Origin of the sequence: Paraburkholderia sp. BL27I4N3, assembly GCF_003386115.1 — a bacterium.
Lineage (GTDB): Bacteria > Pseudomonadota > Gammaproteobacteria > Burkholderiales > Burkholderiaceae > Paraburkholderia.
Window position 1 is genome coordinate 178,472 of the sequence record NZ_QREJ01000002.1, and the last position, 20,451, is coordinate 198,922.

Consider the following 20,451-nt stretch of genomic DNA (forward strand, 5'->3'; position numbering starts at 1 on the left):
CCCGCGCCGAGCAACGCCGCTTGTATCGGTGGTCAGAGCGGCGGTCTGCTTAGCTTGGCCCACTGCTGCACGGACTCTCGTTCCCATTGGCGCGTCGCGTACGACGCAAATTTCGCAGGAACGTTGTCGCCATTCATGACAAGGCGATTCAGCATGACCGCGAGATCCGTGTCGGCAATACACCACTCACCAAAGAGATTCGATGCATCTTGTGAGAGAAGCTGGTCGACTGCGAAGTACAGCTTTTGCACTGCCAGCTCCGCTGCGGCTGAAAGCGCCGGAGCCTCCTTCTTATAAAACACTACCTCCGTAGAGCGCTCCTGACGAATCGGCATCAGGTCGCTCCTAAGCCACGCCTGAAGTTGGCGCGCTCTCGCACGAAGATTTCGGTCACGGGGATAAATCGGCGCGTCAGGGAATGTCTCGTCCAGGTACTCGGTGATTGCCGTTGACTCGGATAGCGAGAAATCGCCGTGTGCCAATGTAGGTACGCGCCGAGTCAACGATTCGACAGCGTAGCGCTCTTCGTGGTTAGCGCCGGTTCCAAGATCAACCGCGAACAGCTCAAATTTCAGTTGCTTCTCCTGAAGAGCGACGAACACAGACATCGCGTATGGGCTTGCGAACTGTGCATCGGCATATAAGCGAAGCGGAGCCTCGGACATGGCGCCATCCTGGGTGATTGTTAATTTTTTTGGCTCGGTGCAAGCCAACGAGATGAACAGCTTGAGTGATTGTCGGCGATCTGGGAACTGGTGTCGACCGGCCGCTTTTGGCCGGCTCGAGGCAGTGCCACCCGCAATTTGCTTGCCGCAAAGCGGTCGTTCGCGAAGCGCATCTGAGACAGCGGCATAGAAATTGGACGGCCACCTCGAACGGCCGCTCATGGCCGACTGTACTCATCTACGGAAGCCCCCCGAAAGCTGCCGTCGGAAATTTGAACGGCGGCTCCACAGAACCTTCATCGAACTGGTGCTCTCGGCCAATTGCAGTCACCCGCCGAGTCTTGTCCGTGTCTCTCTTGAAGCCACCAGCAGACGCTCCACGCGCCGAGCGACTAGACCGGCAGCAATAGTTGCGCGTGGGTCAGGATTCAGACGATGTGCTTTCTCATGCACACTCAGTTAGACGGACAGAGTCGCGCGAACTGTGCGGTGTTGCGGACGTCGTCCAGTACATCAGTTCGCTGGATCGCCTGAAAGCTGTACCCCTTCAATAAGCCTTGGGCGGTCGTTGCGAGCAGCCGGATGCTGGCGTCGGCACGTGGCTTTGCTTCGCCCTCGATGGCCCGTAGACGCGACTTGCCGAGTCCGTTTTGGGCACAGACGGAGTAACCGCCAGCGATCTGAGCGGCCGCAGCGATCTGCCAGCGGGTCCTTGACGAGATGAGGCCGTCTAACTCAATCTCTTATCCACGATTCGAACCCATTGGTTGATAGAATGGAAGAACGCGAAAAACTGAAGCTAGCCGCGACATGGTTACGCGAAGCAGATGGCCTGCTTGTTACGGCAGGTGCCGGCATGGGTGTCGATTCAGGCCTGCCTGATTTTCGTGGCGCAGACGGGTTTTGGCGCGCCTATCCCGCGCTGAAGAATCATCTGCTCACCTTTCAGGACATGGCAAACCCACGATTACTATTTACTCACCCCACGCTTTGCTGGGGATTTTACGGGCATCGACTCAACCTTTATCGTCAAACTACTCCGCATCGGGGATTTCAGATACTTCGCGAGTGGGCTGCCAGGTTGCCACACGGGCTGGCTGTGTTTACCAGCAATGTTGATGGTCAGTTTCAGAAAGCGGGCTTTGATGAACACTTCATAGCAGAGTGTCACGGCTCGATTCATATTCTGCAATGCGCGGAGGTTTGCTGTGATCTGCTGTGGACCGCTGATGGCGTGCAGCCGATCGTCGATGAAATGAAGTGCGAACTTATCAGCGAACTTCCGCGCTGCCCCCGCTGTGGAGCGCTCGCGCGCCCGAACATTGTAATGTTCGGTGACTACGATTGGATTGCTCTGCGCACGGAGTACCAGGAAGCCCGGTTACATGCATGGTTGTCTGTGGTCGAGAGACCGGTTGTGGTGGAGATCGGTGCTGGGAAAACGATCCCCACTGTTCGGGCGTTCAGCGAGCGCAATGGCACTCGCGTCATCCGGATCAACCCACGAGACTGTGGCATCCCGTTGAGCCGGGGCGTGGGATTGGCACGAGGGGCCGTGGAAGGCTTGACGATGCTGGACGCGGCACTGAGGGCACTCTGACAAGGTGATATTTGGGCGCCAAACGACTGCAGTTGGCGCGTTTCCGGTCGTTCTCGGCAAAGGACCTGAGCGTCCGGGTTGGGTCGTAGGACTAAACCGCTCGCGCGGTATGGGGCTTCGGTCCAATGCTAGTGGTTCTGGAGAGGAAGCCGACTCTGTTTTCATGTTGAAGGGCGAGGCAATCCGCCTCGTCGTTCAACGGGAGCAGAGTCATGACCCACAGACCTCAGCCCATCAGTCCCCTGCGCCAGCGCATGACCGACGACATGCGCATGCGTCAGCTCGCACCGAAGACGCAGGCCGGTTATCTGCGTGTCGTACGCGAGTTCACGCGCTTTCTCGGACGCTCTCCTGACACCGCCACCGTCGAGGACCTGCGGCGCTACCAGTTGCATCTGGTCGACCACGGCGTGTCACCCGTGTCGCTCAACGCGGCGATCACCGGACTGAAGTTCTTCTTCGAGATCACGCTCCACGAGCCCGACCTGATGGCACGCATGCAACCCGTGCGCGTGCCTCGCGTCCTGCCGGTCGTGCTCAGCCCGGACGAAGTGGGCCGCCTGATTGCCGCCACCGGCAATCTGAAGCATCAGACCGCACTATCGGTCGCCTACGGTGCCGGCTTGCGCGCCAGTGAGGTGGTGGCGTTAAAGGTCGGCGACGTCGACGGCCAGCGCATGACCCTGCGCATTGAACAGGGCAAGGGCCGCAAGGATCGTTACGCCATGCTCTCGCCGGTGCTGCTTGAACGCCTGCGTGTCTGGTGGCGAGTGGCGCACGCGCAGGGCCGGATGCTGGAGCGCGGCTGGCTGTTTCCGGGCCTCGATCCGGTCGATCCGCTCAGCACGCGGCAGCTCAATCGCGCCATCCATGCCGCCGCCGAGGCCGCCAACATCGACAAGCGTGTCTCGATGCATACGCTACGTCACAGCTTTGCGACCCACCTGCTGGAGCAGAAGGTCGACATCCGCGTGATCCAGGTCCTGCTGGGGCACAAGAAGCTGGAGACGACAGCACTCTATGCGCAGGTCGCCACCGACCTGCTGCGCGAGGTGATCAGTCCGCTGGAGAAACTTCAGAACAACGGCTGAACACGGCACACAGCCGTGCCCGAAGTCGCGGACGTCTTCCGCGCGCATGGGCCCTTGTGGCGACGGACCGTACAGCTGAGTCTGGGACAGCTGAAGGTCATGTCGGCGATCGAACAGTGCCGCAGCGCGGCGCTGGGTGGACATGTGTTGCGGTGTTCCGGTTGCGAACAGATCGAGGTTGCCTACAACTCCTGCCTTATGGGAAGTGTTTTCCTATGGGGAGAAGGCACCCCCTGAGCGAGCACGGAGTGAACTCCGCGCCCGTTCAGCTCTCCATTAAAGCTTGGCCCTGAGCATGGCGATTACCTTATCGGACGGCCGGAACGAACCCCTGCGCAAATGCGGTGGGACGATCGCGTTGAGGGCTTCGAGCTTCTCAGTTGGATCAGCGCGAGTGTAGATTTCAGTGGTCGCCAGATCGCTGTGCCCGAGCCACAGAGAAACCTTTCGGATGTCCTGAGTGCTTCGCAGTACTATCATTGCACAGGTATGCCTCAAGACGTGCGGTGATACCTGCTTCTTCGACAGCGAGGGGCACTTATGACTAGCCGTCGCAGTGTGGCATTTAAGGACATACGCGAAACCCCAACGGCTCATCGCTTCGCCCCGTGCATTAACGAACAATTCCGGTACTGCGACACTTCCCCGTATCACCATCCAGGCACGCAACGCGTTAGCGGTCGTTTTCCACAGGGGCAACGCGCGCTCCTGCCGGCCCTTGCCGTGAACACGGATGCTCAACGACGGGAGCACAACATCGGCGGTATGCAATCCCGTCAGCTCCGATACACGCAGGCCGCCGCAGATGGCCAGATGCAGCATCGCCCGGTCCCGAATACCCTCGCGCGTTGACGGATCTGGCGCATCGAGCAAAGCCCGAACCTCATCCTCGAGCAGATATGGCACCAGACGGGAATCGGTTTTCTTATAGGGAATGCCCAGGATTCGTCGCGCTTGCTCAAGAATCGCGGGCTCGCGATACTCAAGGAAGTGGAAGAATGACCTGATTGCAGCCAGCCGGACATTACGCGTCTCAGGCGAATTGTGGCGCGCGTCTTCGAGATATTCCAGGAAGTCGCTGATCAGCCTCGCATCGAGCTGCTCCAGTGCTAGCGACGAGGGCGTAACCTTGAGTCGCCTGGCGGCGAACTCGAACAGAAGCTGGAAGGTGCAAGCATAGGAGTCGCAGGTGTGTTGGCTGGCGCCTCTCTCATGGGCAAGGTTTTGACGAAGGAATGCAACAATGTGCGGTGCGATCGGCATCATTTCTGTTCTCCGGTGAGAAACCCCTCTGCGGCGACAGCAATGTCGCGCAGGAGCGCGGGCGTGGCCTCGAGATACCAATAGGTGGCGTTGATGTTGACGTGTCCCATGTAGGTCGCAAGGGCCAACATGTGCCGCCCGACCCGGTCTCGGCCTTCCGGGCTTGCCTCCAGTGCCCTGACGGCGAACGTGTGTCTGAGCTCATGCAAGCGGGGACGGTGGCCGTTGTGGGTGGTGCCGATGCCGGCAAACTTCAGCAGTTTCTGGAACATCCAGTAAGTAACCGTGTATCTGAGCGCGTGACCGTCGTCATCAACGAACACATGGTCGTCACCCGGGCAGGCTCGTCGCCGCAGTGCTAAATACCTCTGCAAACCCGCCACCGCTGTCTCGTGCAGTGGAACTAGACGGGTCTTCTGGAATTTGCTCTTTCGAATCAGCAGGCCTTCGGAAGTCATGTCGGCAAGGCGCAGGTTCAGGGCCTCCGAGATCCGCATGCCCGTGGCTAGCAGCAGGGCAATTAATGTCGCATACGTTTGTGGTTGCAACGTGCCCCGAGGGCCCGATTGCAAGGCTGTGTTTATCAAGCGCTCAATGTCAGCGCAGGTGTAGATGAACGGAACGCGACGCGTCTTTCGGTAACCAAAGTGGCGGGCGGGTGGTAGTTCATGGTTTTGATCCTCCATACGCATGTACCGGGCGAACCGACACACGGTCTTTAGCCTTGCGTCACGCTGGGCCACCGACGCAGCCTCGCCGGCCCAGTCGATTGCTGTCTGCGTGCAAACGTGCATTTCACCGCGTTTGACAGCAAAGCACGCGAAACTGCGCAACAGGTAGTCTGCGTTCAGCAGTTTGAATCCGGCGGCACGCCGCGCGGCAAGATAGGACTCCACGGCCGGCATCATTTCGCCACCTCCGGCCATGGCCGAGCGATTTGGCTGAGCAGCGCTACGTCGACCTTGGCGTAATACGCCGTGGTATCAATGCCGCGATGCCTCAGGATCAGGCCAACCTGGTCGAGGGGAAGCCCGTGGCGCAACATCTCAGTCGCCGCCGTGTGGCGCAGTAGATGTGCACCTTTGGCGGGCGAACTCACCCCGGCCCGTTTTAGTGCGCGCTTCACTATCGAAGATATGCCGTCGCCTGAGATATGCGGCTTGACGGGTGCGATGTTTCTAACAAAGACATGGTCGCTGCCGGCAACCCGAGGTCGCGATTCGAGATACCGCAGAAGTGCCTCGCCAGCATCCTGCGGCAGCGGAAGGCGAACTTCATAGCGCCCCTTTCCCAAGACACGTAGCGTCCCGGAGTCCCACTCGATATCGCTCAAGCGAAGGTTCGCCAGGTCACCTGCGCGAACCCCAAGTCGCACAAGCAGGAGGACGATCGCACGATCGCGAAGACGCCTGCGTGAATCGTCATCGCATGCGGCGATCAGGCGGTCAACTTCGTCAGCGCTCAGACACCTTGGCAGTGACGCCAGGCGCCAATGCGCCAACGACGGAACCGCCTGATCGAGACCCGGCCGACACAGATCGTGAACCCCGAGGTAGCGTAAGAAGGCTCGCGCGCTAGTGACCCGCTTTTCAGCGGTACCAGCACCACAACTGCAAGCACTGTTCAGCAGGAACGTACGTATCTGCTTCGGATCCCACTGGCTGGCGTCATCGCCAAGCACTTTCAGCATCACTGCGGCATCACGACAGTAGAGCCGAATGGTTGGATCCTTCGCACCCCGGTGCTTTTGCAACCATCGCCGGAAACCACCTACGATTGCCGGCTCCCGAATCTCTGCAATCGAAGGCTTGTCGTCCGGGCAGACGCCGATCTCGATCAGGTATTCGCGAAAGCGTTTGGCGCCGAAATAGACGTGGTGGCCGGTCCTGCCACCTTTTACTTCCGGGCAAGTGCAAGTTGGCAGATGACGAAAGAAGGTTTCCGGGGTTTGTGGACCAGTATCGGCCAGGGTACCGCCGTGTGCCAGCATGAAGCGACCAAGATGGTCGGCAGCTCGCAGGTAACGTATGGCACTGGCCGCGGAATATCCGTCTCGTTCAAGCGCGTCAGCAAAGTCGTCAATGAAGACTCCGCTGGGTCCCGAGCGCAGGCGTTTCAAGGTTTTGGGTGCTACCAGGTAGGTGTCCAGCATCACATCCTCCTATGAGGGTTGCCTGGGAAGGCCAAACCACCATAGCAAAGGAGGACCGCGATTTTATGGGGTGTTAAATGGCGACCGGCCAGATACAAAACCAGATACGCCCGGTGGGTTTCGCGCCGAACCTGATCTGCAACTCCCCGTTAGACAGAACTTCCCATAAGGCAGGTAATGGAGTTCACTCCATTACCTGCAGTAACCGCCATTGCCCGAAGTGCCAGGCGAGCGCCGCACACCGGTGGCTCGAGGCACGCCAGGCCGATCTGCTGCCGGTTGAGTATTACCACGTGGTCTTCACGCTACCTGCTGCGATCAGCGCGATCGCCTGGTACAACAAGGCGGTGCTCTACGGCCTGCTGTTCGATGTTGCCGCCGAAACCCTCCGAACCATCGCCGCCGACACAAAGCATCTGGGCGCACAGATCGGCGCGACACTCGTGCTGCACACCTGGGGCTCGGCGCTCACGCACCATCCTCACGTACACGGCATCGTTCCCGGCGGAGGCCTTGCGCCAGACGGTGAGCGGTGGGTCGCCTGCCGCCCCGGCTTCTTCCTGCCAGTCCGTGTGCTCTCCCGGCTGTTCCGGCGGCGCTTCCTGGAAGAGCTCACCCATGCACATCGCCGGGGCCAGTTGCGCTTCTTTGGCGAGTACGCCGGGCTTGCCGATCCCACTGCCTTCGCACGGTGGCTCGCGCCGCTGCGTACGTGCGAATGGGTCGTATATGCGAAGCGCCCGTTCGCGGGACCGAAAGCGGTGCTTGCGTATCTGTCGCGCTACACGCATCGCGTGGCCATCTCCAACCAGCGGCTCATCGCGCTCGACGACCGGGGCGTGACCTTCCGGTGGAAGGACTACCGGGCCAACGGCCGCACGCGCCAGAAGACGATGACGCTTGAGCCACAGGAATTCATGCGGCGTTTCCTGCTGCATGTACTGCCTGTCGGCTTCCATCGGATTCGCCACTATGGTCTGCTGGCCAATCCCGTGCGTCGGCAGAATCTGGCTGCGATACGGGCGCTGCTAGACGTGCCAGCTTCCATTACTGTGAGCGAAGGTCCGTCACCGGGCACTCCCGCCCCGAAGTTCGTCTGCCGGCATTGCAGCGCGCCGATGATCATCATCGACATCCTCCTGCGCAGCCACCCAATTCGCGCTCCGCCCACTTGCCGAAGCAACGTATGAAGATGAATCACCCTGGCTGTCCAGACCGACCGTCGGCTCTTCGGCAACGAGCGGGAGGAGACGCTTGTGCCTGTCGCTACCAGCAGACCTTGCCGCGCTCGCGACACCTCTACAGACGTGCAGCATGGATGCAGCAGAACATTTACGTGACCACCAAACCCTCGCTTCGACTGAAGGTTGTGAGTCTCCGCAGTTCATGAGAGCACTTAAATCCCCATAGCTGCGTAAATTTCTGCCGTCCTGGTCCACTCCGCGGTTTCCTCCCTCGAGCGTTGTCCAACGCCTGCCCGCATGCGTCGTCGTGTACTCACGCGGTGGCAGACATGGGCAGGCGTCGAACAACGCTTAACAAAAGTGTGAGTTCGCTGATGTGGAAAGGTGCCGCTCCTCCTTCAAGCCGACAACGTCGGCAGTCCGCCGTATTGCTGACGTGGGCTCCAGCTCGCGTGAATGTCGGCAATGGCCGATGGGACTAAACCGCTCGCGCGGTAGGGGGCTGCGGCCCGACTCTGGCGGCGAATGGGAGGCCAGTGGCGCCGGTGGTTATGTTGGTGGTTGAGGCAATCCGCCTCGCCCTCCAGCAGGAGCCCCATCATGACCTCCTCCGATCCGCGCGTCAGCCCGATGCGCCGCCATATGCTTGAGGACTTGCGCATGCGCAAGTTCGCACCCAAGACCCAGGCCGCCTATCTGCGTGCCGTACGTCAGTTCGCCCGATACCTCGGGCGTTCACCCGATACCGCCACCGTCGAGAACCTCCGCGACTACCAGCTGCATCTGGTCGATCACGGCGTGTCTCCGATATCGCTGAACGCCGCGATCAGCGGGCTGAAGTTCTTCTTCGAAGTCACGCTCGGCAAGCCTGAGCTGATGGCGCGCATGCAGCCGGTACGCGTGCCCCGCACGCTCCCGGTTGTGCTCAGCCCCGAGGAGGTGCGGCGGCTCATCGCGGCAGCTGGAAACCTCAAGCATCAGACCGCGCTGTCGGTCGCCTATGGTGCCGGGCTGCGTGCGAGCGAAGTGGTGGCGCTGAAGGTCGGCGACATCGACAGCCAGCGCATGACCCTGCGCATCGAGCAGGGCAAGGGCCGCCGCGACCGCTACGCGATGCTTTCGCCGGTCCTGCTCGAACGTCTGCGCGTCTGGTGGCGCGTGGCCCGTGCCCAGGGCTGCATGCTCGATGGCGGGTGGCTCTTTCCGGGCCTTGATCCGATCGACCCGCTCAGCACGCGGCAACTGACCCGCGCCATCCATGCGGCCGCCGAGGCCGCAAACATCAACAAGCGCGTCTCCATGCATACGCTGAGGCATTCGTTTGCCACGCACCTGCTGGAACAGAAGGAAGATATCCGCGTGATCCAGGTGCTCCTTGGACACAGGCAGATCGAGACCACCACGCTCTATACCCAGGTCGCCACTGATCTCCTGCGCAAGGTGATCAGTCCACTGGACCGCCTGCCCGCCGGCTAGCCCGGCCGCACGCGGAGCCCTCCGTGCTGGAGGTCGCGGATATCTTCCGCGCCTGCGGGCCAGCGTGGCGCCGTACGGTAGCGCTGAGCCTGGGGCAGCTGAAGGTCATGTCGGCCATCGAACAGTGCCGCAGCGCGGCGCTGGGGGGACATGTGCTGCGCTGTTCCGGCTGCGCAAAGGTTGAGATCGCCTATAACTCGTGTCGTAATAGACATTGCACAAAGTGCCAGGCGAGCGCCGCACACCGGTGGCTCGAGGCACGTCAGGCCGACCTGCTGCCTGTGGAGTATTACCACGTCGTCTTCACGCTACCTGCCGCGATCAGTGCGATCGCCTGGTACAACAAGGCGGTGCTCTATGGGCTGCTGTTCGATATCGCCGCCGAGACGCTGCGTACCATCGCGGCAGACCCCAGGCACCTCGGCGCGCAGATCGGCACCACGCTCGTGCTGCACACGTGGGGCTCGGCGCTTACGCATCACCCGCACGTGCATGGCATCGTCCCCGGCGGCGGCCTGTCGCCCGACGGGCAGCGGTGGATCGCCTGCCAGCCCGGCTTCTTCCTGCCGGTGCGCGTCCTGTCACGCCTGTTCCGGCGCCGCTTCCTGGAGGCACTCGAAGCGGCGCACCGGCAGGGCCAACTGCAGTTCTTCGGCGAATATGCCAGCCTCACCGATCCGGCCGTCTTCACCGCATGGCTCGCGCCGCTGCGTGCCTGCGAATGGGTCGTCTATGCCAAGCGTCCCTTTGCGGGACCCGAAGCGGTACTCGCGTATCTCTCACGCTATACGCACCGGGTGGCGATTTCCAACCAGCGTCTGCTCGCCTTCGACGAGCGCGGCGTCACGTTCCGCTGGAAAGACTATCGCGCGAAGGGGCGCACCCGCTACAAGACCATGACCCTCGAGGCCGGCGAGTTCATGCGCCGCTTCATGCTGCATGTCCTGCCTGGCGGCTTCCATCGCATCCGTCACTACGGACTGCTTGCCAACCCGGTGCGCCGCGCCAGACTCGCGAAGGTGCGCGAACTGCTGCACGTTGCCACCGGCGTCGCCACGTCTCCGCGCGAAGCCGTCAGGGAAACACGGCCCGCCTTCATCTGCCGCCACTGCGGCGCGCCGATGATGGTCATCGATATCCTCGCGCGCACCGCACCGATCCGCGCGCCCCCCACGCGCCGGGGCCCGACATGAATACAACGGTTTCCGGACGTGCTACCCGACCGTCGGCTTCGCGGCAACGCGGCCCACGAGCGGACGTTTGCGCCTGTCGCTTCACGCAGTCGCTCCCACGTCCACTTCGCCCTTCCGACTGCGCCACTGCGCCGCTTCGTCAACGCGTCAGTCCCGATCCGCCACCCCGCCTGACTGCGCATCCCGCAACACTGCCTGGCATCCCGGCTCATCAATCGCCATAGCCTCAAAGCTTCCCACCGCATCGCGGCATCCCGCGGTTTCCTCCCTTCAGGTTTATTCAACGCCTGCCCACACGTCCCGTCGTGCACCTCCAGGCCTGTGGACACGGGCAGGCATCGAACAAACCTTAAGAGAAAGCGCGTTCGTCTTTGATAGCCGGATGGCCGGTTACAGGGTGCACGTGACACCTGACGTCCGATCGAAACGCATGTGAGCGGCGGGTTGTGGCCGGTCCTTGCCGGTCGATGGCCAGCGGCGCCCGACCCTCAACGGACCGTGGGGGCAGGTGCGATCAAATCGGCAGTTTCGAGGGGCGCGTCTGCCGCAACCTCGAGCGGGCGAGCGCGCCGCTGCGCCAGCGCAAGCCGCGCGCCGGGCGGCCTGCGCAAACCACAGCGGCAAGCGTCGACTTGTCCAGTCCGTCCGCCTAACGGAATCCGTAGGCGAGCACCTTTTTGCCCTCGAAACTGATTTGCACCGCTTCGGAGCACGGATTCCCACACGTGCCATCGACGGTGGGAGGCGCAGCAGCGAAGGGGACCGTCTCACTGGTCATTTCGCCGATCACCAGTGTCGCATCCGACGAGATAACGATATTCACGACGAGCACCACGCCAGCGGGACTCGCTTTCGTGCCGTAGTTGATCGTCATCGTTCCCGTGCAATCGCTATTTACCTTGTAGGTGCCGAACTGCACGGAATTGAAGGCGCCGCCCGTTTTCGGCAAGCCGCCGACATTGCCCGCATCGTTGCGCGTGAAATTGCCGTTACCGTCGAAGACGACGACAGCGACGTCGTTGAGCAGCAGCCTCGACTTCGCGTAGTGAACCGCACCATCCGTGCCGATGATGCCGAGTATTTCGCCTTGGGCGCTAAATCCATACAGGCCTCTCAGCGTTTCATTGGAACAGGTGGGGCCGTTGGCATGCGCCGCACCGCTCAACGACAGAAGGGTGGCCGCAACGGCCGCCGCACAGGTCAAACGCTTGCTTTTCATGTTCATCTCCTTGTCATCGACCGTGGCCGCTTCGCTGGCGTGCGCATGATGTCGGGGCGCATGCACGGGCACAGAGCGTCGGGCAGAGGCTGGCCAGCGGCGGCGCACCGCGCCGCTCACGTTGACCTGTTTCATGGTGGTCAGAAGCGCGAGCCAGTGCCATCGACAGAACATGAAGAAATCGTTAACCGTGCGTCGACGGTATGCGGAAAAAATGGCGCGCATCGGGCGGGCGGCGCACATCGCCCTGGTGGCCTGCGTCAGCCTGCCCGGCCCGCGCGGGAGGCGCGGGAGGCGCGGTGGAAACGAGGGAAAGCGCGTCGCCACGTGCCAGAGCTGCTCGCTTGACGACAGCACTCATCAGCGACCGTGATGTTTCCGCACGGCCCACGCAAACGATGCGCAAGTTTGTTCGAACATTTGGAATGGACGCGGAATCGGACTTTGGCGCTGATAATGCGAAAGGCTTATCTTGGCCCGACCCACGTCTGAAGCGGTCGGTGTTGATTTGCACGGAATCCTGACCCACCCTACGCAGTAATCGTGGGTCAGGATTCCGTGCAAATCAACATCTCGCGTTCATCGAATCTGCGTTTGCCGTCTGCGTTGACGCCTATTACTCGCAGCGGCAGGAAATCGTCCAGGTTGTCCTGCATGAGGGTGTGCCCACTGATTTGGTTGCGGACACACATGCTGCGCTTTCGGCTTACGAGAAACTACGTGTGCGAGAAATCGCGCTTACACTTGACGCACCAGACGGCGCTCTATGTACGGGTCGCCCTGGAACAGGTACTTTCACGACTGCCCGCAGGCCGGCGATCGCGCGTACCATCCGGCCACGCCGGACCAACTTCGGGGAGCGCCAGCATGGACGATGTAGAACAGTTCAGGGACGACCTCGAAAACAGCGCGGACTGCCTGATGGGCGGCAGCCGCGACGACTTCATTGAAACGCTGGGCGAAGCGGTGTATGCGCGCGTGGGCAGTGACCAGCAGGACCGCATCATTGCCGCCTACACAATGGAGCGTGCCAAGCGTTGTCTGTTCGACAGCGGCAATACATACCAAAGTCGAATGGCAAGCAACGCCCTGAGATGGCCGCGGGACGAAGATCGTCCCGCGCGCGGTGGTGGGGACGGGGGCTGAATGTGATCTGCCCGAGGAGGAGTTTCTCGAGTTCGGTCGCTTTCCGGCCAAAGGGTCGTTCGCTACCGCCCTAGTTCGGACATCCGGACGTCAATTCATCACCGCAAGCGGCCGCGTGGCTTCCTTTGACGGTCTTGGTCAACACCTGTGTCAGGCGGCCGTCTGTAACGGTTGGACCTCGACGGTGACATGAGACAAACCCATGAAGCGCCCAAGCACCGCATGATAGAAGCGAGAGTCTCGCTGGGTTTCATCTGTTGCCACTGACACCACCGCGCTCATGTGACCGGGGCCCACCCGCCATACATGCAGGTCAACCACCTTGTCGCCGAGGTCCTCGATCGCGTGACGAACATTCTCTGCCATCCGCCGGTCGCAGTTCATGTCTAGCAGGATTGCACCGGTGTCCCGCATCAAGCCGTACGACCAGTTTGCAATCACCAGCGCACCGATGATGCCGGCGAGCGGGTCCATCCAGAGCCAGCCAAATGCGCGTGCCAATACGAGGCCGATGATGGCCAGCACGGAGACCGCCGCATCCGCCATCACATGGATGTACGCGGCCCCGATGTTATGGTCGCGAGTCGCTGCTTCATCCGCGTCGTCGTGGTGTTCATGTTCTTCGAATTCGACTCCGAACTCGCCGTCCGGCATCCGAACGATGGCTTTGAAGGAGTGTGGCTCCGGAATGTCTTCCTTCGATTCCAGATAGTCTCCGCGGTCCGCCAGCGCGAACACTTGTTGTGTCCCATCGGGCTGCACCGTGGTAACGGACACCGCAGTAGCGTCCAGTCGTGAAGTCTGCGTCGCTGGCGTAATGCGGAAAACGGGTGGCACGCCGTCCTCGAAGATGGAAACGGCAAACACGCCGGATGGGGCGAAAATCTTCTGGACTTCCTCCTCATGAGCGTGGTCATCATGACCATGATCGTGATCGCCGCCGTTCAATAGCCACACGCTCGCCAGGTTGACAAACAGGCCGACCGCCGCGATGGGAATTGCCTCACCAAAATGGATGGGTACCGGCGACAGGAAACGCGATGCCGCTTCGTAGCCAATCAGAAGCGCAATCATCGCGAGCACGATGGCACTCGTAAAGCCCGCAAGATCGCCGAGCTTACCTGTACCGAACACGAAGCGGGAGTCGGTGGCGTGTTTGCGCGCATAGCTGTACGCAAGGGCTGCAATGAGCATTGCGCCGGCATGCGTCGACATGTGCAGACCGTCGGCGACAAGCGCCAGCGAACCGAACATACTGCCGCCGACGATCTCAACAAGCATCATAGCGCTGCACAATGCGATCACGGCCCACGTCTTGCGCTCGTTCTTTTCGTGACCAACACCCAGAAAGATGTGGTCATGTCCTGCGCCGAATGCGGCGTCTTTGAAATCAACCATTTCTGACTATTTGAAATAGCTGTGAACAACTTCGATGAGTTGTTCCGTCGCGCTGGCACCATCCTCCTCGCCGTTTTCCGCGTCGATGAGGTGGTTCCTGATGTGGTCTTCCAGCACAACCGCGAGAAGACCGTTCATAGCCCCGCGACAACTCGTGATCCGTTGCAGCACGTCCGCGCAGCCGTGCTCTTCCTCGAGCGCCCGCTCAACGGCTTCGACCTGTCCCTTGATACGGCGGACCCTATTAAGCAGTTTCTGTTTTTCCTGAACCGTGTGACTCATAGTGTTCTCCATATACCCCTTGGGGTATACAATTTCAGGAAGTCTATCATAGGGGGTAGGGGTATCGATCACTATCGCAGATTTTAGTGCCAGCGGGGTTGCCAGCTATTTATCGGTACGATGCGAATACGACGGGTATCGTGGCACGGCGGCCGGGTGGCCACTCAATCGGATCCATCACCGGATCAGGACAGCGGGAACCAATGCATGCGCTCCAATGACCGTTTTGACCGTCGGCGATTACTCCAGCTTGGCTTTCTCCTTCTTTCCATCGTTGCGTTCTTCATCTTCCCGGCGAACGCTCAGGCTGCAGCCCCCGATTGCAGCGCCGGAACCGCCGTTACTGTCGTCGCACACCTCGACGACGACCTGCTCTTTGTCGAACCAGCAATCAGTGAGCGGTTGCACGCGGGATGGTGCGTTACGGTCGTCCATCTGATCGGTGGGGCGAACGGCGCAAGCTTTGACTACGTGCAGAAACGCGAGGAGGGAACGCGGCTTGCCTATGCCCGTTTGGCGGGCGTCGTCAACGACTGGGACGAGTCGACCATCCGGATTGCCGGCGAGCCGGTATTCGAGCTCCGGCTGAAACAGCAGCCGCGCGTGCGGCTGCTTGAACTACGCCTGCCAGGCGGTGCTGTCCGGGGCGGCCGCGTCCCGCTCGGGCTGCTGTGGGACCAGGGCGCAACGCTTACCACCTATCCGATGGGACACGGCGAGATTGCGCCTGGTCGCTACACGCGCGACTCGCTTTCCGCGACGCTCAGATCGATCCTCGAAGGTGCCACGCGCATCTACACGCTTAATCCTGATACGGTCCCCTTCATCGAACACCCGGATCACATATACGCCGCGCGCATTACCCGGCACGTCGCCCAATCCCTTGCTCACGCCGTCCCTATCTCGTATTTCGTCACCTATCCGACGGGAAACTGGCCGGTCAACCTGTCGGGAGAAGATGCGCAACGCAAACGTGATGTGGCCGCGACCTATTTCTCCGTCGACGGTGGGGATGTGGCGCAGGTGTTCGGCGAATACGAGTGGAATGGCGATTGGGTGCAGCGCCAGTACGCGCACGACGACTCGACGGCGCATGTCAGGCCGGATTTCGTCGGCACGCCGTCAGTACTCTTCAACGCCGCATCGAGCCGGTGTCTGGCCTCAGCAGGCAACGGGCGCGAGCCGGTTCTCGCACCATGTAATGGTTCGATGCAGCAGCAATGGACATGGGAACCCAGAACGACCTATCCGGGCAACGAGCACGACGCCGCCCTTGTTTCGGCGGCGACAGGACAATGTGTTGCCGAGCACGACGGCACGCTCGCCGAAGCGAGGTGCGAGCAATGGGAACCGTCACAACGGTGGACGCCATGGGACTTCGGTCTGATCTTCACGCCTTCGCGGCGCTGCCTCGGAGAAGAAGACGGGCGGCTGAACCTTCGTGGCTGCGCATCGCTGACGACGCGATACCGGTGGTCGGCGTTGCGACCAGCGTGGCCCACTGATCTGCGACTCACCGGCGCAATGTATGAGGACGTGACCGGGCAGGGCGCACCCTCCGCCGTGTATGTACAGCGGCGAGCCGACGGCCCGGGCTTCGACGTCTACGTGCAGAAATTGCAGGCCGGAGAGCGGCCTGTACGCTGGTATGCCAATGCTGTCCCGTTCGACAGCCGGGCGATCACTGCAACCTGTGGCGAAGACACCCTGTGCTTCGATAGCGCCCGGTTCGTGCTCGGAGATTTCGACGGCGACGGCCGCGCGGACCTGATGGTTATCACGCCGCGCCTGGGCGGCACTGCGTTCTGGTTGCTGCGAAGCACGGGCCGCGATTTCGAAGCGCCGGCACTGTGGTTTCAGAGTGACCAGCGGATACCCACTGGACGCACGCAGCAGTACATCGCGTTCTCGAACAATGCGCAAATGCGGCGGAGGATACTGCTCGCGATGCAAAAGTCCGACAAAGGCGCCGAATTGTGGGCGGTAGGCGACGACGGGACCGGCCACATTCAACAGGCAAGGGTGCTGGAAGATGATCGGTTCCGGTTCGATCTGCGTCTGCTCGCGGTGCGCGCCCAAGGGACGGATTCGGCATCCTTTCTCGCCGTCCAGCCCGCCAGCGAGGGGGCGCGCATCGCCGTCATCCCGTTCGGCTTTTCCAATGGACACTGGCATGCCGGCAACACGTCGCTTTTGCCGCCGGTATTCCAGCCTGCCACAACGAAGTTCTCTACTGACCACCATCCGGGGGACGCGAACAACGCAATTGTCATGACGGTGCCCCGCTTTTCTGAACCGGGCGGTGTCGACGTATGGGAATCGTCCGACATCGAAGCAGCGCCAGTTCTGCTTGTTTCCCTTCCCGACGAGCCGTGGCAGGACTCGAGTCCCGCCCTGCTTCACAGCGGCAGTCATACGACGCTGGCCTTCTACCGGCGCACAGACGCGATACTCGACAATACGCATTTTTCCGGTGGCCAGGCGACGCTTTTGCAATACGACATCGATCGACGTGAGGGCAATGACCGTCCGGAAGCACAGTTGCAGCTACCCGCCATCTACTCGGAAACGCTGTGGCTCGAGCGGCTCAGTCAATGACGCGTCACAGACAACCCTCGTGCGCGCCATCGATACAGACATGTTGTCAATTGGCACCGCGTGTTCATTCGCGGTTCTGGCGAGGCGATAATGCGGCTGCTCCTGTGCACCGCTTCGCTCCGGGTGGCATCGGCACACGAAAGGCTCTTCAAAGTCTGCAACGCTCCCTGGCGCGACACATGACCCGACCCTTACGATTTCCTGTATCGACGATCAGGCACTGGCTGGCGATGCTTGCCATTCTGAGCGCATCGGCTGCCGTGGCGCACCCCCACGTCTGGATCATGTACAACGCAAAGATCCGCATGCGGGGCGTGACGATTACCGCGATAACGGAGACCTGGCGTTTTACCGAGGGCTTTCCGGTCATGCTGGTCGGGATCGATCATCTGCCGTCAAGCGGCCCGCTGGGGCCGGCGCAAACGGCGATTTTCAAAAAGCAGGCGTTCTCGTCCCTGGGACCAGCCGACTACTTCAGCCATCTGCTCGTTGACGGCGAACCGCAGCATTTCGCGGAGCCTTCGGATTTCAGGGTATCGGTGGAAAACGGACGGATCGAATACACCTTTACACTGCCACTTGTGAAGCCGGTTACGGTCGCAGGAAAGCGGGTGCAATTCGGAGTCTGGGACGAATCGTTTTACGTCGACTACGACCCGGGGTCGGATCCTGCCGTTTCGCTCGACAGCGGCGCTGCCTTGACGTGCAGGACCCGGAACTTCGCCGACCAGCATCACCCTGTCTTTTATGGAACTGTCGTTCCCCAGGCCACGGCACTCACATGTTGAAGGCTATCTGTCGGATTTATGCGGCCACTTGCGTTGCGCTGCCAATCCGGGGCGCAATCGCCTCCGTGATTTTTCTCTGCGTCGCTGTGCCGGTTGCGTCCCAGGCCCAAGGCATCGATGTCTTCGGCCAGCCGATTGCAGCGTCAAGGGCCGCTGCTGCGTCACCCGTATCACCACAGGGATCCGTAGCGCAAGACACCGATGTCAACCCGGAACGGGACTGGATTCCGGGTCCTGTGCGGCATGCAGTCCTCGCCGCCGTCCGTCTTCAGGGACGCTGGAACGCCCGTATCCAGGATATGACGGTGCGCCTCGGCACAGAGCGTGATCCGGCTTTGTGGATGGTACTGCTCGGACTGTCTTTCGCGTACGGCGTGCTACATGCGCTCGGGCCAGGTCATGGCAAGCTTGTGGTCGGCACCTTCCTGGGATCGCGCGGCGCACATCTTCGCGAGGCAATACTCCTGAGCGGCTGGACCGCCGCTGTGCAGGCTGCCAGCGCGATCGCCGTGGTCATGGGAAGCATTCTGGTAACGCGGGAAGGCGCTCAGGGCATACTCGCGCGCGCTGTTTCGCTTGAACTGGTCAGCTACGTGATGCTTTGCGTCGCCGGAAGCTGGGCCGTCTGGTCGATCGCCACGCGGCGCGACTGCTGCTCCGGCGGCCGCAAGGTCGTGCTGGTTCCGCGACGCTCGAGCACCATGGATGACCAGGGCGATCACGACCGCGGTTATCTCGGCCACCGGCTGCCGGTGCACTTGCGCCCCGCACTTCGTCTGCCCGTGCAGGCGAAGGCAACTCGCATCCCGAAGACGAACGGGATGCTATCGCAGATCTGCCTGACCGGGCTGGGCGCGGGCATGCGGCCGTGTGCGGGAGCGATCTTTGTGCTGGTCGTCTCGGTGGGCGCGCACGTGCCGGAGGCAGGCATCTCAGCCACAATGGCCATGGCGCTGGGCGTCACGGTGACCGTCACGCTTGTCGGTCTTGGCGCATCCGGGCTGAACCGGGGCGTTGGGCGCCTAGCACTACGTTATGGCCCGCGCGTCGCGGACGTGCAGCGAAGGGCGGCTCTGCTCGGCAGCATCGCTATCGTCGCGTTTGCCGCACTTCAGATCGCTTTGCAGATCGGCGGTGTACTGACGCCGTCCCTGTCGTAGGAGCGGCGGCATCACCAAACATCGCTGGTCACAAGTGCGAATTGATTCCTGCCGCCTTCCGGCTATCTGTTTTTCTGTTCGGTGTTAATGCACGCGTCGAGTCCCTGCCTGAGAAGGTCCTGGGGCAACTGCCGACCAATAAAGACAATCTTTGTCTCCCGGGTTTCGTCGGATCGCCACGGCTTGCCGACGTCGGCGCCAAAGATCATATGGACGCCCTGAAAGATCATCCTGCACTCCACTCCAGCGAGATTCAACACGCCCTTGTAGCGCAGCATGGCGGCGCCATAGATCTGCACGATCGAGCCAAAGAACTCCTCGAGCCGGTCCGCATCGAGCGGGACTGTCGAGCGGTAAACAAAGGACGACACGTCATCATCATGTTCGTGGGACACGTCTTCAAGGAAATCCGGCTCAATCTCGAGGATTGCATCGAGATCGAAACTGCGGATATCAAGCAGCCTGCTGATATCAGTCCTTCCGAAATCTGAATGCTTGATGGGTGCACGCGCGTTCATCTGGCGAAGACGTGCGGTAATGGCCTCTGCATCGTCGGGCGTGACGAGATCGGCCTTCGACAAAAGGATACGGTCAGCGAAACCAACCTGTTCCTGCGCTTCGTGATGTTCGTCGAGCTGTGCATTACCATGCCTGGCGTCGACGACCGTAACGATCGCGTCGAGCAGGTAGTTCTCCTGCACTGTCTCGTCGACGAAGAATGTCTGGGCAACGGGAGCGGGGTCGGCGAGTCCGGTCGTCTCGATGATCACACGGTCGAAATCAAGCTCGCCTGTGCGACGACGTTCGGCAAGCGATCCCAGGATCCGCACAAGGTCGCCCCGCACCGTGCAGCAGATGCAGCCATTGTTCATCTCAACGATCTGCTCGTGGCCGTCCTGCACGAGCAGTTCATTGTCGATACCCGCTTCACCGAATTCGTTTTCGATCACAGCGACGCGTCCGCCATGATGCTCCGTCAGAACGCGGTTCAGCAGCGTGGTCTTGCCGCTGCCGAGGAACCCGGTAAGGATTGTCGTCGGGATACGGCCATCATTTGAAGCAAGCCTGGTCATGATTGATTCCCTGTCAAATAAGGTTGCTCGGTCCTGCGGGGTTATAACGATCAGACCGCCTTCGCGCATCGTGACGTCCAGCGCGGAGAAGTGCGCGGCCTCGACTGCCGGGCAGCAAACGTGATGACTCTGCACGCCATGCCAGCAGCCACCGTCGTCGACG

General features: G+C 61.2%; 16 protein-coding genes and 2 pseudogenes. 10 read left to right on the forward strand and 8 right to left on the reverse strand.

Translation table 11 applies throughout. The features are described 5' to 3' along the window. Positions 1-32: 32 nt before the first annotated feature. Positions 33-665 (reverse strand): glutathione transferase, encoded by a 633-nt coding sequence (yfcF, locus tag B0G71_RS38075; RefSeq protein ID WP_116149516.1) that lies wholly within the window; start codon positions 663-665, stop codon positions 33-35. A 775-nt stretch (positions 666-1,440) separates the two neighbouring features. On the opposite strand from yfcF, the gene B0G71_RS38080 reads away from it, so the two are divergent. The 3 genes and pseudogenes from B0G71_RS38080 to B0G71_RS38090 all read left to right on the forward strand — a co-directional run. After that, positions 1,441-2,265: a Sir2 family NAD-dependent protein deacetylase gene (locus B0G71_RS38080; protein ID WP_116149517.1), complete on the forward strand. Its 825-nt coding sequence runs from the start codon at positions 1,441-1,443 to the stop codon at positions 2,263-2,265. Positions 2,266-2,477: 212 nt separating this feature from the next. Beyond that, positions 2,478-3,356, forward strand: a complete 879-nt coding sequence (locus B0G71_RS38085) for a site-specific integrase (RefSeq protein ID WP_116149519.1) — start codon at positions 2,478-2,480, stop codon at positions 3,354-3,356. Between the two features lie 15 nt (positions 3,357-3,371). Next, positions 3,372-3,551 (forward strand): annotated as a pseudogene (locus B0G71_RS38090) (transposase zinc-binding domain-containing protein); the annotation flags it as partial. A gap of 81 nt (positions 3,552-3,632) precedes the next feature. On the opposite strand, the gene B0G71_RS38095 reads toward B0G71_RS38090, so the two are convergent. The 3 genes from B0G71_RS38095 to B0G71_RS38105 are packed head-to-tail and all read right to left on the reverse strand — an operon-like array spanning position 3,633 to position 6,771. Beyond that, a complete protein-coding gene (locus tag B0G71_RS38095; protein ID WP_116149521.1) occupies positions 3,633-4,622 on the reverse strand; it encodes a tyrosine-type recombinase/integrase in 990 nt (329 codons plus the stop codon). After that, the gene (locus B0G71_RS38100; RefSeq protein WP_116120079.1) at positions 4,619-5,527 is read right to left on the reverse strand and encodes a tyrosine-type recombinase/integrase; all 909 of its coding nucleotides are present in this window, start codon (positions 5,525-5,527) and stop codon (positions 4,619-4,621) included. Before B0G71_RS38100 ends, B0G71_RS38095 begins: the two co-directional genes overlap by 4 nt. Further along, complete coding sequence (locus B0G71_RS38105) at positions 5,524-6,771, reverse strand: tyrosine-type recombinase/integrase (RefSeq protein ID WP_199730276.1); 1,248 nt, start codon at positions 6,769-6,771, stop codon at positions 5,524-5,526. Before B0G71_RS38105 ends, B0G71_RS38100 begins: the two co-directional genes overlap by 4 nt. A gap of 194 nt (positions 6,772-6,965) precedes the next feature. Between B0G71_RS38105 and B0G71_RS38110 the strand changes: the two are divergent. From B0G71_RS38110 to B0G71_RS38120, 3 genes and pseudogenes are all read left to right on the forward strand, one after another. Next, a pseudogene (locus B0G71_RS38110) lies at positions 6,966-7,961 on the forward strand (IS91 family transposase); the annotation flags it as partial. A 594-nt stretch (positions 7,962-8,555) separates the two neighbouring features. Beyond that, positions 8,556-9,431 carry a site-specific integrase gene (locus B0G71_RS38115; RefSeq protein WP_116149523.1) on the forward strand — a complete coding sequence of 292 codons (876 nt, stop codon included), beginning with the start codon at positions 8,556-8,558 and terminating at the stop codon, positions 9,429-9,431. Between the two features lie 23 nt (positions 9,432-9,454). Further along, entirely contained in the window at positions 9,455-10,624 is a 1,170-nt protein-coding gene (locus B0G71_RS38120; RefSeq protein WP_116120096.1) for an IS91 family transposase, read from the forward strand. A 649-nt stretch (positions 10,625-11,273) separates the two neighbouring features. Here the strand turns inward: B0G71_RS38120 and B0G71_RS42335 are convergent. Continuing rightward, positions 11,274-12,170 carry a hypothetical protein gene (locus B0G71_RS42335; protein ID WP_258875828.1) on the reverse strand — a complete coding sequence of 299 codons (897 nt, stop codon included), beginning with the start codon at positions 12,168-12,170 and terminating at the stop codon, positions 11,274-11,276. 540 nt (positions 12,171-12,710) lie between these two features. Here B0G71_RS42335 and B0G71_RS38135 point away from each other — a divergent pair. After that, a complete protein-coding gene (locus tag B0G71_RS38135; protein WP_116149525.1) occupies positions 12,711-12,989 on the forward strand; it encodes a hypothetical protein in 279 nt (92 codons plus the stop codon). A gap of 150 nt (positions 12,990-13,139) precedes the next feature. On the opposite strand, the gene dmeF is transcribed toward B0G71_RS38135, so the two are convergent. Together dmeF and B0G71_RS38145 are read right to left on the reverse strand one after the other, a co-directional pair. Continuing rightward, positions 13,140-14,387: a CDF family Co(II)/Ni(II) efflux transporter DmeF gene (gene dmeF, locus B0G71_RS38140; protein ID WP_116149527.1), complete on the reverse strand. Its 1,248-nt coding sequence runs from the start codon at positions 14,385-14,387 to the stop codon at positions 13,140-13,142. Positions 14,388-14,393: 6 nt separating this feature from the next. Continuing rightward, entirely contained in the window at positions 14,394-14,669 is a 276-nt protein-coding gene (locus B0G71_RS38145) for a metal/formaldehyde-sensitive transcriptional repressor (RefSeq protein ID WP_106314954.1), read from the reverse strand. Between the two features lie 207 nt (positions 14,670-14,876). Between B0G71_RS38145 and B0G71_RS38150 the strand changes: the two genes are divergently transcribed. From B0G71_RS38150 to B0G71_RS38160, 3 genes are all read left to right on the forward strand, one after another. Continuing rightward, complete coding sequence (locus B0G71_RS38150) at positions 14,877-17,267, forward strand: PIG-L family deacetylase (protein ID WP_116149529.1); 2,391 nt, start codon at positions 14,877-14,879, stop codon at positions 17,265-17,267. Between the two features lie 230 nt (positions 17,268-17,497). Next, the gene (locus tag B0G71_RS38155; protein ID WP_106314951.1) at positions 17,498-18,055 is read left to right on the forward strand and encodes a DUF1007 family protein; all 558 of its coding nucleotides are present in this window, start codon (positions 17,498-17,500) and stop codon (positions 18,053-18,055) included. 236 nt (positions 18,056-18,291) lie between these two features. After that, positions 18,292-19,215 carry a high frequency lysogenization protein HflD gene (locus B0G71_RS38160; RefSeq protein ID WP_181916957.1) on the forward strand — a complete coding sequence of 308 codons (924 nt, stop codon included), beginning with the start codon at positions 18,292-18,294 and terminating at the stop codon, positions 19,213-19,215. A gap of 62 nt (positions 19,216-19,277) precedes the next feature. On the opposite strand, the gene B0G71_RS38165 is transcribed toward B0G71_RS38160, so the two are convergent. After that, positions 19,278-20,288, reverse strand: coding sequence for a GTP-binding protein (locus B0G71_RS38165; protein WP_116120342.1), 1,011 nt, complete (start codon positions 20,286-20,288; stop codon positions 19,278-19,280). Positions 20,289-20,451: the final 163 nt, after the last annotated feature.

What these genes read in the sequence shown, in the direction of transcription:
- yfcF (WP_116149516.1), bottom strand. Translation starts at nt 665, where the DNA reads ATGTCCGAGGCTCCGCTTCGCTTATATGCCGATGCACAGTTCGCAAGC.
- B0G71_RS38080 (WP_116149517.1), top strand. Translation starts at nt 1,441, where the DNA reads ATGGAAGAACGCGAAAAACTGAAGCTAGCCGCGACATGGTTACGCGAA.
- B0G71_RS38085 (WP_116149519.1), top strand. Translation starts at nt 2,478, where the DNA reads ATGACCCACAGACCTCAGCCCATCAGTCCCCTGCGCCAGCGCATGACC.
- B0G71_RS38095 (WP_116149521.1), bottom strand. Translation starts at nt 4,622, where the DNA reads ATGATGCCGATCGCACCGCACATTGTTGCATTCCTTCGTCAAAACCTT.
- B0G71_RS38100 (WP_116120079.1), bottom strand. Translation starts at nt 5,527, where the DNA reads ATGATGCCGGCCGTGGAGTCCTATCTTGCCGCGCGGCGTGCCGCCGGA.
- B0G71_RS38105 (WP_199730276.1), bottom strand. Translation starts at nt 6,771, where the DNA reads ATGCTGGACACCTACCTGGTAGCACCCAAAACCTTGAAACGCCTGCGC.
- B0G71_RS38115 (WP_116149523.1), top strand. Translation starts at nt 8,556, where the DNA reads ATGACCTCCTCCGATCCGCGCGTCAGCCCGATGCGCCGCCATATGCTT.
- B0G71_RS38135 (WP_116149525.1), top strand. Translation starts at nt 12,711, where the DNA reads ATGGACGATGTAGAACAGTTCAGGGACGACCTCGAAAACAGCGCGGAC.
- dmeF (WP_116149527.1), bottom strand. Translation starts at nt 14,387, where the DNA reads ATGGTTGATTTCAAAGACGCCGCATTCGGCGCAGGACATGACCACATC.
- B0G71_RS38145 (WP_106314954.1), bottom strand. Translation starts at nt 14,669, where the DNA reads ATGAGTCACACGGTTCAGGAAAAACAGAAACTGCTTAATAGGGTCCGC.
- B0G71_RS38150 (WP_116149529.1), top strand. Translation starts at nt 14,877, where the DNA reads ATGCGCTCCAATGACCGTTTTGACCGTCGGCGATTACTCCAGCTTGGC.
- B0G71_RS38155 (WP_106314951.1), top strand. Translation starts at nt 17,498, where the DNA reads ATGCTTGCCATTCTGAGCGCATCGGCTGCCGTGGCGCACCCCCACGTC.
- B0G71_RS38165 (WP_116120342.1), bottom strand. Translation starts at nt 20,288, where the DNA reads ATGACCAGGCTTGCTTCAAATGATGGCCGTATCCCGACGACAATCCTT.